A 12315-nucleotide genomic window follows, 5' to 3' on the forward strand; every position below is an offset into this window, starting at 1 on the left:
TTAAGCTTTACAATTGCTAATGCACAGATTGTTTCACTGGATAATATCTTGAGCACAATCAAAACCGATAATCCGCAGCTAAAAATGTATGATGCCGATATCCAAAGTATGGATGCTGCTGCAAAAGGGGCTAAAAGCTGGATGGCACCTCAAGTAGAAACCGGTTTTTTTATGACGCCCTACAATACCAAAATGTGGAAAGCAGATGATATGAGTCCTGGCATGGGCAGTTATATGATTGGAGTCTCACAAATGATTCCCAATGCCAAAAAGCAAAATGCAGAATACAAGTACATGAGCGCCATGTCGTCTGTTGAAAAAGAAAACAAAAATTACACTCTAAATCAGCTTTATGCCATAGCCAAGACAAATTATTATCAATGGCTTGTACTAAATAAAAAAGTCAAAGTAGCCAATGATAATTTACTACTCTTAAACTACATGATAAAAAGCATGGAAATAAGGTATCAATACAATATGGATAAACTCCCAACATATTATAAAGCAAAATCGCAATACAATGAGTTGGAAAGTATGATTATAATGCTTCAAAATGATATTTCACAAAAAAGAATAATGCTCAACACGCTAATGTCAAGAGATAAAAATACAATGTTTGAAATTGAAGAAGCATTCGAACTAAAAGAATTCAATTCACAACTATCAGATACCACTTTAATTTCAAAAAACCGAAGCGATATCAATGCCATCAAAAGAACTATGGAAATAAACCAACTTAGGATTGACGCAGAAAAATCAAAATTTCTACCAGAGTTTGGAGTCAAATACGACCACATGTTTGCTTTTGGACAGCAACCACAACAATTTTCACTGATGGGTATGATAACTATTCCTATGCCTTGGTCAACTAAAATGAACAAAGCCAACATCAGTAGTTTTCAAATTAAAAACGAAAGTCTCAATTGGCAAAAACAAATGATTTTAAATGAAACGGTTGGGATGATTTCGGGCATGAATACAGAACTTTCAAACCTCAAAAAACAATACACTATCTCCGAAAAAAGCATTATCCCTTCATTGCGCAAAAATTATGACACAGCGGTATTAGCTTGGCAAAACAACACCGGCGATTTATTTGTTGTCCTAGATGCTTGGGAAGCTTTGAACATGGCCCAAATGGATGCATTCGACAAATTGCAATCCATACTCAACACTCAGGTAGAAATCGAAAAACAACTCGAAATTAAGTAACTATGAATAAGTATATAAAATATGGTTTGATTCTAGGTGCAATAGCAATAATCGGTTCTGCTATTTATTTCTATGTCATAAAACCAGAAGTACATGACGCAAGCTCTCATCAAAACGTTGTCTATACCTGTTCAATGCATCCGCAAATTATTAGAGACAAACCGGGAAACTGTCCTATCTGCGGAATGACTTTAGTAAAAAAAGTTACCGACAATCATTCTAATGAAGACCATAATATTGATAATGTCATCAAGCCAACGGATAACTTTGTAGTGGGCAAGTTTCAAACCACTACCGCAGTAGATTCAACCATAAGCGGTGAAATCAATCTTCCGGGTATTATCGCTTATGACCCAAATTCAGCCATAAATATTGCAGCAAAAATAAGTGGACGAATAGAAAAAATATACGTGAATTTTAAATACCAGCGCATTAGCAAAGGACAAAAACTATTTGATTTATACAGTCCAGAACTTTTAACAGAGCAAGAAAACTTCATTTATTTACTTTCAAATGATAGTGATAACCGTCCAATTATTGAGGCATCAAAACAAAAACTATTGCTTTATGGTATGACTCAAAATCAAATAAACGCTTTAGCTAATTCCAAAAAGGCCAATCCTAAATTAGCCATTTTCAGTCCTTCAAATGGAATTGTCATGGGAACAGAAACAATGGATGCATCATCAAATTCAGGGATGCAAAGTATAAACAGCAGTACTGAAAAGCTTGACTTAAAAGAAGGAAGCTATGTCAAAAAAGGAGAGGTTGTTTTTAAATTAGTAAATACCGATAAAGTTTGGGGAATATTCAATATTGCACAAGAAAGCAGTAGTCTTATTAAGGTTAATCAAGCCATTAAAATAACTTCTGAACTCAATGAGGAGAACTCAATAGAGGCCAAAATCAATTTTATTGAAATACAATTTAATGCCGCCGACAAAACCAATAGAATAAGAGTTTATTTAAACAATAACACACTCAAATTGCCAATAGGATTGAGATTGCAAGGTGTTATAAAAACACGGTCAATAAACAGTGTTTGGGTTCAAAAAGACGCATTAGTAAGTACCGGTAATAAAAAAATCGCTTTTATCAAATCTCAAAATGGTTTTAAAGCAATACCGGTAAAAACAGGATTTGAAATGAACGGATACATTCAAATCATTGATGGTATTTCAGTCAAAGACACTATTGCAAAAAATGCCCAATATTTAATCGATAGCGAAAGCTTTATTAAAACAGAGTAAGTATGAAAAAATTAAATCTAATACGCATCTTTTTATTGCTTATCATGGTACTTACAGCTTGTAATTCACCTAAAAAAGAAGACCATTCTCAGCATGGTAAAAAAGAAGAAGACCACTCACAACATGATAAGAAAGAAACAACTTTTTATACCTGTTCTATGGATCCTCAAGTAAAAGAAGACAAACCCGGGAAGTGTCCTATTTGCCACATGGAGTTAACACCCATAAAACAGGATGATAATGAGGTTAATCAAATAAGTTTGAGCAAGCAACAAATTCAACTAGGTAATATCACAACTCAGGTTATCGAACAAACCCAAAATAATGTAGAACAAAAGTACACTGGTGTTTTAACTTTCAATCAAGAAGAGTCAAAAACCATTTCATCAAAAGCAATGGGCAGAATTGAAAAATTGTATTTCAAATCAACTGGTGATTACCTATCCAAGAATCAACCAGTATTTCAATTGTATAGTGAAGATATTGCAATAGCAAAACAAGACTATTATACGGCTTTTAAGCAACTGGAAATGCCCGGCGATTTTGGGAAAAACGCAAAAAACATTATCAATGCGGCCAAACAAAAGCTTCTCTTTTATGGTTTGTCCAATACTCAAATTGAGAATATAAAAAGTAACAAAGATGTTTCGCCTTATACTACATTTTACAGTACTATAAGTGGAACAATTTCTGAAATAAGTGCGGTTGAAGGAAGCTATGTCATGGAAGGTTCTCCAATAATTAAAGTGACTGATTTAAGTAAACTCTGGCTTGAAACACAGGTTAATATCAACTACTTCAAAAGTCTACAAATGGGTCAAATTGCCACGATAACATTTGCCGATTTTCCTAATAAATCAACAAGGGCAAAAGTCTCATTTATCAATCCCGAAATAAACCCGGAAACCCGTTTATTGTTGATTCGATTTGAAGTTCCAAATCAAAATCTAATATTAAAACCAGGGATGCAGGCAATTGCAAAATTGATTATTTACGGAAGGAAAGGATTATATATTCCCACCGATGCGGTAATTAGGGAAGAAAACGCATCCTACATCTGGGTAGAAAAAAATCCAGGAGTTTATGAAAATCTAATGGTAGAAACAGGAATCGAAACCAATGGACTCATAGAAATAAAAACAAAAATTGACAATGGTCAAAAAGTAGTGATAACGGGTGCCTATGCCATCAATAGCGAATATAAATTCCGTAAAGGCAGCGACCCGATGGAAGGAATGAAAATGTAACAACAAGAAATGCAGACGGGATTTATTTTAAAAAACTAATTTTTTAATTATTAATGATTGAAAATTTTCAAAATAGATTCTGGTCGTTTTAAAATAAATTAAAAGCAAAATTTATGATAATTCTAAAAAAAAAGTTATGAAAGTAAAAACTATTATTTCGATATGCCTTATGGTGTTAATCACATTATCGGGTTTCTCACAAACAGATAGCAGCGGAGTTTATTTTACTGCTAAGGATTTTTTAGCACACAAATTAAGTTTTTCTATTTATTGTAAAACACAAAAGCATAAGATAAAATCCGATATGATTTTTCACCCCAAGAAGATTACAATTAAACATAAAGATTCTACTTATACTTATCCAAAAGACAAAATATACGCAATTAAATATTGCGATGGGAAAATTATAAGGATTTACAGGGGTTCGAAATACCCTATAATGAACCCCTATGAAAAGATATTAATTTATAAAGTAGTTTCAATTGCTAGTGGTAAGGGTAATGTTGCTGTAACAAAATTTTATTTTAGTAAAGATGCTGAAAGTAGAATAGAAAAGCTCACTATTGATAATGTCAAAGCTGCTTTTTTTGATAACCATAAATTTCACGATTTGATTGATATGGAATTTCATAGTGATGATGAATTGTCGAGCTACGACAATTTTCATAAAATAATGAAAATTAATCGCGTTCTTTTAAACTCACTTTAAACTGAATACTTCAATTTTTAAGAATTTCAAATGCTTTTGTAGGAATTTATTATATGAAATGATTTCAGCTTTAGTAATGTATTTAGTTTCAATAATTGTAGATGTTCTACGATTTTGAAAATTAAAGTATTAAAAATAAATAATAATAACATGAGTAGTGTAACACAAATAATACAGCAATATAAAAACGATACAGAAAGCGTTTATAACACTTGGTTTGTTGACAACGACCAGCGGTTAAAAGCATTCAGGACTATCCGTCGCGGAATTATTCAGGTTGTTGAAGACATAAAAAACAAATCATTTCCAAACGATTTTAAAAATAGCAGCTTAGAATTTGTGCTGAACTGCATTGCCGAGCAAAAACAAGTATTTGTTGGTGTTTCACATCCTTTTTATTGGAAACCAAAACTCCGAATTCCTGACATTTATGAAAATCAAGCCAATAAAATTGCTTTTGGTCAATTCTTGGAAAATTGCGTTAATGCAAAAAACGAAGAACAAGTGCTTAAAGAGATTGTTAAACTGGACGAATTACACATCAAGGGGTTAGGTCCTGCCGTTGCCAGTATTTTGTATTTCTTGCATCCAACATGGTTTCCTCCTTTCAACACGGCAATTGTAAACGGTTTTAATTTTTTGTTCAAGGATAAAAAGAAACTCGGCAGCTGGAGTGAATACTTAAAAATTAGAGAGACATTAATGGAAACCAATAACAAATTCAAATCGGAACTATCTAATGATTTAGGTGCAATCGCAGGATTGTGTTTTGAAATTGGCACGCAAAAAATGATGATAGGAAATGATGATTATTTGAGCGAAGAGGAACGTCATAAATTCGAGAAAAACATAGTAAAACGACAAAAAGAAATTATAGAAGAAAAAAAGGAAGATAATCTGCATAGTGAAATGCAATACCATTTATTGAAAATTGGAGCATCATTAGGTTTCGATGTTACTCCTGCCAGTAATGATAAAAGCAAAGCTTTCAATGGACAAAATTTTTCTTTTATCGCTATAAATAAATTCCCCGAATTACCTTGTGATAAAGACACGCAAAACACCATCAAACTAATAGATGTATTATGGTTTGAGAAAGGAACAAATAATATTATTGGGGCATTTGAAGTAGAGAAAAGCACGAGTATTTACTCTGGTATTTTACGCCTTTCCGACCTTTATTTTAGCATATCTGATGGTGATGAGGTGTTCTATATCATCATTCCTGATAGTCGTGAAAAAGATGTTATTCAACAGCTCAACCGACCGGCTATAAAAAATTCGAAAATGAATATTAAATACATTCTGTTTTCAGAATTAAGAGCCAACTGTGATGCGATTTGCAAATTTGGCACAGACCATTCTATTATGGATAAAATCGCAAAATCAGTTTAATAAAAATAAAAAGATAATGAAAAAGTTAATAATTGTAATAGTGTTTCTCCTTACGACCTTAAAAGGATTTACTCAAAACAATGGTGATGATTTGATTGGTTATTGGCAAACAGTTGATCAAAAATTTTTAATCAAAGTTTTTAGAGAAAATAACAAATACGTAGCTACTATATATTCTGTGGATGGTAAAATACTAGAGAAACAAAAAAATAATATTTGGGATTTAAAATTCAATACAGATAAAAAAGTATGGGATAATGGAAAACTACAATTACCAGATATGAATCACAGCGTTGATTGTGAAATAAAAATGAAAAGTAAAGACGAAGCAATAATTTTAGGATATCACGGCATAAAGTTATTAGGTAAAGAAAGAAAAATGAAACGCCTTAAAAATTAATCATGAAATTATATGTAAAAAATATGGTATGCAGTCGTTGTAAGATGGTAGTAAAAGCTGTATTTGAAGGTATGGGAATCATTCCCATTTCAGTTGAGTTAGGTGAAGTTGAATTAAAAAATGACATACTGGAAAATCAAAAAAAAGAACTGCTAAAAAACCTTCGCGTAGTTGGTTTCGATTTAATAGATGACAAGAAAAGTAAAACTATCGATAAGATTAAAACATTGATTATTGATTTGGTCCAAAATAAAAATAATGATCTGAAAACTAACCTTTCAGAATTTCTATTCCAAGAGCTACACCAAGACTATAATACCTTGAGCAACCTCTTTTCTGAGGTTGAAAACACAACAATTGAAAAATATTTCATCAATCAAAAAATTGAGAAAGTAAAAGAGTTGATTATTTACGATGAATTGTCCCTGAGTCAAATAGCTTACTCTTTAAACTACAGTAGCGTTTCACATTTAAGCAACCAATTCAAAAAAGTAACTGGCTTTTCGCCAACGCACTTTAAGAATATAAAAACTATTAAAAGAAAGCAAATAGATGATTTATAAATCTTGCAAATCAAACCCAAAATTGTGCAAATGCATAAAACAGTTATGATAGAAATTTGTATTAAAATAATATAAAAGATGATACATACTTACAGCATTACCGGAATGACTTGCGATGGTTGTCGCTCTAAAGTCGAGAAAGCATTGAATACTATTGATGGTATTGAAGCAAAAGTTTCATTAAACCCACCAGTGGCCACAATTACTATGGATAAACACATACCAACAACACAGTTGCAGGAAGCGTTGACAGCCGTTGGAAAATACACCATAGAAATGACTAATGGTAAAATCAACGAGCATGCACCAACCGGAGAGACCTCCGAAAAATCATGTTGCTCCACGCATTCCCACGATCATAAAAAAGAGACTATTATAACAACCAATACACAAAGAAAGTATTATTGTCCAATGCATTGTGAAGGCGAAAAAGTATACGACAAAGCAGGCGACTGTCCTGTATGTGGAATGGATTTAGTTAAAGCACCTGAACTAACTGACAGCAAATCATTATACACTTGTCCTATGCATCCTGAAGTAATTCAAGAAGGGCCAGGTTCATGTCCTATTTGCGGAATGGATTTAATACCCATGAATCCAAGCGAAAGCGAAGATCAAAGGACTTATAAAGACTTGGTTAAGAAAATGAAAATAGCGGTAGTATTTACAGTTCCTGTTTTCGCCATTGCCATGATTGAAATGGCACACAATAATCCTTTATTGCAACTAATGGATGCGGACAAATGGAACTGGGTACAGCTTATTTTATCTCTTCCTGTTGTTTTTTATGCCTGTTGGGTATTTTTTGTCCGCGCCTGGAAATCAATTATTACTTGGAATCTCAATATGTTCACACTCATCGGAATTGGAACGGGAGTGGCATTTTTATTTAGTTTAGTCGGAATGTTTTTTCCGGATATTTTTCCAAGTGAATTTAAAACAGAACACGGAACTGTATTATTATACTTCGAAGCTACAACAGTTATTCTGACTTTAGTTTTGTTAGGACAATTACTCGAAGCAAGGGCACACAGTCAAACGAGCGGCGCAATTAAAGAATTATTAAAACTCGCACCAACCGAAGCTACTTTAGTAGTTGATGGCGGCGATAAAGTAATTTCTATCCACGATATCAAAAAAGGCGATTTATTGAGGGTAAAACCCGGAGATAAAATTCCGGTTGACGGAAAAATAACCGATGGTGAAAGTAGTATCGATGAAGCCATGATTACCGGCGAACCAATACCTGTTGATAAGAAGAAAGGCGATAACGTAATTTCCGGAACAATAAACGGAAACAAATCTTTTGTAATGGTTGCCGAAAAAGTGGGTTCAGAAACCCTGCTTTCTCAAATCGTGCAAATGGTTAATGATGCTTCACGTTCCAGAGCACCAATTCAAAAGTTAGCAGATAGTATATCCAAATACTTTGTGCCAATTGTGGTTATCATATCAGTAATAACATTTTTTGTTTGGACAAAATTTGGTCCCGAACCGGCCTTAGTCTATGGTTTTATAAATGCAATTGCTGTATTAATCATAGCCTGTCCTTGTGCTCTGGGTCTGGCAACTCCCATGTCAGTAATGGTTGGTGTTGGCAAAGGAGCACAATCAGGCGTTTTAATAAAGAATGCTGAGGCTTTAGAGAACATGAATAAGGTTAATGTTTTAATTACCGATAAAACAGGAACCATCACCGAAGGAAAACCATCTGTCGAAAAAATTTATGCATCCAATAACAACGATAGTGACTTATTGCAAAGCATTGCTTCCTTAAACCAATATAGTGAACATCCATTGGCACAAGCTGTGGTAATTTATGCCAAAACAAAATCCATTTCTTTAATCGAAGTAAAAGATTTTGAAGCCGTTGCCGGAAAGGGTGTTATAGGAACAGTGACTAATAAAAAAGTGGCATTAGGCAATAAAAAACTAATGGAGCAAGTCAAGGCAACAGTTTCTGACGATTTAGATAACAAAATAATTACCGAACAAAAATTAGGTAAAACGGTTTCATACATAGCCATTGATGGAGTTGCTGTTGGTTTTGTATCAATTACAGATGCTATTAAAACTTCTAGCAGAGACGCAATAAAAGAATTAATGCAACAGGGTGTCGAGGTAATCATGATGACTGGTGACAATTTTAATACAGCCAAAGCAGTTGCTGATGAATTGGGATTAACAACTTATAAAGCAGGATGTTTACCCGAAGACAAACTCAAAGAAATTAAAAAAATACAAGCCGAAGGCAAAATTGTGGCCATGGCAGGCGATGGTATAAACGACGCACCGGCATTAGCCCAAGCTAATATTGGAATTGCAATGGGAACTGGAACAGATGTCGCTATAGAAAGTGCCAAAATAACTTTAGTCAAAGGAGATTTACAAGGCATTGTAAAAGCTAAGAATTTAAGCCATGCTGTTATGAGAAATATTAAGCAAAATCTATTTTTTGCCTTTTTCTATAATGTATTGGGAGTACCAATCGCAGCTGGAGTTTTATATCCTGTTTTCGGTATTTTACTATCTCCTATGATTGCAGCTTTAGCAATGTCTTTCAGCTCTGTATCCGTAATTGTAAATGCATTAAGATTAAGAAGTTTAAAACTCTAATAAAAAATAATAAAAAGAATGAAAATAGCAAATAATATAGATAAATTCGGAACAATTGGTATGTTCTTCACAGCAATATTTTCACCTTGTTGCTTTCCACTTTTTGCATTTGCAGCATCTGCTTTAGGTTTAGGTAGTTTTGAACTTTTTGGCGGATGGACGATGTGGATTTTTCAAGGTATGGTTCTAGTTTCTGTTATTGGTTTTTTTATTTCCTATCATAGGCATAAAAGTCTATATCCTTTATTAATAGCAATTCCAAGTACATTGGTCATTTTTTACAGCTATTATTTTTGCAATAATGATTATCAAGTATATTTTTTATATGCTGGTATGTTTGGGCTTCTTATTGCTTCAATAGTTAATTATTACAGAAATAAACTTCATAATGGTTGCGACACATGTACCATCTACAATGGTAAATTAGTAGAACTAAAATCAAAAATTACATGTCCAAATTGCGGTCATAAAAAAGAGGAAATAATGCCTACAAATGCCTGCGAGTTTTTTTATGAATGTGAAAATTGTAAAAAAAGATTACGTCCATTAGAAGGGGATTGTTGTGTATACTGTAGTTACGGAAGTGTAAAATGCCCGCCAATTCAAGTTGGAACTGGTTGTTGTTAAAATATAAAATATTACTTATGAAAATTAAATTATCAATTCTTATAGCATTTACTACATTAAGTATAACTGCTCAAAAAATAGTACGATACGATTTATACGTTCGCGATACTATTGTCAATTATTCTGGTAAAGAAAAAAGAGCCATAGCAGTTAATGGTCAAATTCCAATGCCAACACTAACGTTTACCGAAGGTGATATTGCCGAAATTTATGTACACAACGAATTAAAAGAAAGCACATCGTTACATTGGCACGGACTATTTTTACCTAATAAAGAAGATGGTGTACCAAATTTAACGCAAATGCCTATCAAACCCGGAACAATTCATAAATACACTTTCCCAATCATACAAAACGGAACACATTGGTATCACAGTCATTCGGGTTTACAAGAACAAATCGGTATGTATGGAATGTTCATCATGAACAAAAAACAAAATGATAAAACATTTCGAAAAGGAATAGATGATTTACCAACTGTTCCAGTAATTTTAAGTGAATGGACCGATTTAAAACCCGAAAACATTCATCGAATGTTACACAACGCAACCGATTGGTTTGCCATCAAAAAAGGCACAACACAAAGTTATGCGGAAGCTATTAGGCAAGGTCATTTCAAAACAAAAATTGCCAACGAATGGAAACGAATGAACGCAATGGATGTAAGCGATGTATATTATGACAAGTTTCTAATTAATGGTAAAAATGAAAACCAATTATCGCAATTTAAAGGTGGTGATAAAGTTCGATTGCGAATAGCAAATGGCGGTGCTTCATCTTATTTTTGGTTGACTTATGCTGGTGGAAAAATTACGGTTGTAGCTAGTGATGGTAACGATGTTGAACCAGTTGAAGTTGATCGATTATTGATTGCAGTATCAGAAACCTATGATGTTATTGTTACAATTCCTGCCGATAATACTTCCTACGAATTTTTAGCAACTCCAGAAGATAGAACTAAATCAACTTCATTATACATTGGCAATGGCATCAAACAATTAATTGCTCCTTTACCTAAATTAAAATATTTTGAAGGTATGAAAATGATGAATGGCATGATGAAAATGAACGGCGACTTGGACGATATGGGAATGAGTATGTCCTTAAACCAAATGGATATGAATGTAGTAATGTATCCAGAAATAACTGGTGCTACAAATGCAAAAAACAAAGAAAATGAGAGTAGTATGGAAATGAAAAATGACCATTCCAACCATAATCAAAATCAATACAATGCCAATAAGCTATCTAGTATTACAACACTCAACTATGCAATGCTAAAAGCAACTGATAAAACGACATTACCCAAAGATGCACCAGTAAAAGAACTTCGTTTTGAGCTTACAGGAAATATGAACCGATACGTTTGGAGTTTAGACAATAAAGTAGTTTCTGAAACCGATAAAATACTTATAAAAAAAGGAGAAAATATTAGAATTACGCTTTACAACGGTTCCATGATGCGTCATCCAATGCACTTGCATGGTCATGATTTCAGAATTATTAATGGTCAAGAAGAGTTTGCGCCTTTAAAAAATGTAATGGATCTAATGCCAATGGAAACAAATATTATTGAATTCAATGCAAATGTTGAAGGCGATTGGTTTTTTCATTGTCATATTTTATACCACATGATGGCAGGTATGGGAAGAGTTTTTACCTACGAAAACCAAGCTCCAAATCCACTTATTCCAAATCCCAAATTAGCACAAAGAAAATTATTTGCCGATGATAGAGCTTTTCACATTATGGCTGAAAATGATTTTGCAACCAACGGAAATGATGGTGAGGCAATGTATCAATCTACACGATGGAGCATTGGTACTGAATGGAGATTGGGATATAATGATATGCACGGTTATGAAACCGAAACCCACATTGGTAGATATATTGGCAAAATGCAATGGATAATGCCGTTTATAGGTTTTGACGCTAGATACAGAAAAATGGGTATCGACCAACAGGAACAAAACCTTTTTGGTCAAACCAATACAAAAGATAAACGAACTGTTTTTAGTGCAGGTATTAATTACACTTTACCTATGCTTATAATGGCACAAGCTGAAGTATTTTCAGATGGAAAATTTAGATTACAATTGGAACGCAAAGAAATACCTGTTTCCAAAAGGGTCCGGATGGGATTCATGGTAAATACAGATAAAGAGTATATGGTTGATACACGATACATAATTGGAAAAAATGTAAATGTCAGAGCACACTATGACAGTGATATGGGATTGGGTATAGGTGCTGGTTTAAATTACTAAAAATCACATAGATAAAACATTAAAGCAAG

General features: G+C 33.3%; 10 protein-coding genes and 1 pseudogene. All 11 read left to right on the forward strand.

The annotated features are described in order from the left end of the window. Nucleotides 1–48 precede the first annotated feature (48 nt). The 11 genes and pseudogenes from Q361_RS05285 (at nucleotide 49) to Q361_RS05330 (ending at nucleotide 12286) form a co-directional block, all read left to right on the forward strand. Nucleotides 49–1212, forward strand: coding sequence for a TolC family protein (locus tag Q361_RS05285; RefSeq protein WP_245874610.1), 1164 nt, complete (start codon nucleotides 49–51; stop codon nucleotides 1210–1212). Between the two features lie 2 nt (nucleotides 1213–1214). After that, the gene (locus Q361_RS05290) at nucleotides 1215–2462 is read left to right on the forward strand and encodes an efflux RND transporter periplasmic adaptor subunit (RefSeq protein ID WP_103725677.1); all 1248 of its coding nucleotides are present in this window, start codon (nucleotides 1215–1217) and stop codon (nucleotides 2460–2462) included. A gap of 2 nt (nucleotides 2463–2464) precedes the next feature. After that, nucleotides 2465–3709, forward strand: a complete 1245-nt coding sequence (locus Q361_RS05295) for an efflux RND transporter periplasmic adaptor subunit (protein WP_103725678.1) — start codon at nucleotides 2465–2467, stop codon at nucleotides 3707–3709. 136 nt (nucleotides 3710–3845) lie between these two features. Continuing rightward, nucleotides 3846–4418, forward strand: a complete 573-nt coding sequence (locus Q361_RS05300) for a hypothetical protein (protein WP_103725679.1) — start codon at nucleotides 3846–3848, stop codon at nucleotides 4416–4418. A 150-nt stretch (nucleotides 4419–4568) separates the two neighbouring features. Then, a complete protein-coding gene (locus Q361_RS05305; RefSeq protein WP_103725680.1) occupies nucleotides 4569–5813 on the forward strand; it encodes a hypothetical protein in 1245 nt (414 codons plus the stop codon). A 16-nt stretch (nucleotides 5814–5829) separates the two neighbouring features. Continuing rightward, on the forward strand, nucleotides 5830–6213 hold the full coding sequence (locus Q361_RS05310) for a DUF2147 domain-containing protein (protein WP_169929269.1): 384 nt from the start codon (nucleotides 5830–5832) through the stop codon (nucleotides 6211–6213). A 2-nt stretch (nucleotides 6214–6215) separates the two neighbouring features. After that, a complete protein-coding gene (locus Q361_RS05315) occupies nucleotides 6216–6776 on the forward strand; it encodes a helix-turn-helix domain-containing protein (RefSeq protein ID WP_103725682.1) in 561 nt (186 codons plus the stop codon). Nucleotides 6777–6854: 78 nt separating this feature from the next. Further along, nucleotides 6855–9392 carry a heavy metal translocating P-type ATPase gene (locus tag Q361_RS05320; protein ID WP_103725683.1) on the forward strand — a complete coding sequence of 846 codons (2538 nt, stop codon included), beginning with the start codon at nucleotides 6855–6857 and terminating at the stop codon, nucleotides 9390–9392. A gap of 18 nt (nucleotides 9393–9410) precedes the next feature. After that, nucleotides 9411–9749, forward strand: a pseudogene (locus Q361_RS13910) (MerC domain-containing protein); the annotation flags it as partial. A gap of 51 nt (nucleotides 9750–9800) precedes the next feature. After that, nucleotides 9801–10019, forward strand: a complete 219-nt coding sequence (locus Q361_RS13915; protein WP_026726769.1) for a GDCCVxC domain-containing (seleno)protein — start codon at nucleotides 9801–9803, stop codon at nucleotides 10017–10019. 17 nt (nucleotides 10020–10036) lie between these two features. Then, complete coding sequence (locus Q361_RS05330; protein ID WP_103725685.1) at nucleotides 10037–12286, forward strand: multicopper oxidase domain-containing protein; 2250 nt, start codon at nucleotides 10037–10039, stop codon at nucleotides 12284–12286. Nucleotides 12287–12315: the final 29 nt, after the last annotated feature.

This window comes from Flavobacterium croceum DSM 17960 (assembly GCF_002917885.1).
Taxonomy (GTDB): domain Bacteria; phylum Bacteroidota; class Bacteroidia; order Flavobacteriales; family Flavobacteriaceae; genus Flavobacterium; species Flavobacterium croceum.

Excerpts from the sequence above, each read along its gene's own strand:
- Q361_RS05330 (WP_103725685.1), top strand. The coding sequence starts at position 10,037 with ATGAAAATTAAATTATCAATTCTTATAGCATTTACTACATTAAGTATA.
- Q361_RS05300 (WP_103725679.1), top strand. The coding sequence starts at position 3,846 with ATGAAAGTAAAAACTATTATTTCGATATGCCTTATGGTGTTAATCACA.
- Q361_RS05310 (WP_169929269.1), top strand. The coding sequence starts at position 5,830 with ATGAAAAAGTTAATAATTGTAATAGTGTTTCTCCTTACGACCTTAAAA.
- Q361_RS05315 (WP_103725682.1), top strand. The coding sequence starts at position 6,216 with ATGAAATTATATGTAAAAAATATGGTATGCAGTCGTTGTAAGATGGTA.
- Q361_RS05320 (WP_103725683.1), top strand. The coding sequence starts at position 6,855 with ATGATACATACTTACAGCATTACCGGAATGACTTGCGATGGTTGTCGC.
- Q361_RS05295 (WP_103725678.1), top strand. The coding sequence starts at position 2,465 with ATGAAAAAATTAAATCTAATACGCATCTTTTTATTGCTTATCATGGTA.
- Q361_RS05305 (WP_103725680.1), top strand. The coding sequence starts at position 4,569 with ATGAGTAGTGTAACACAAATAATACAGCAATATAAAAACGATACAGAA.
- Q361_RS05290 (WP_103725677.1), top strand. The coding sequence starts at position 1,215 with ATGAATAAGTATATAAAATATGGTTTGATTCTAGGTGCAATAGCAATA.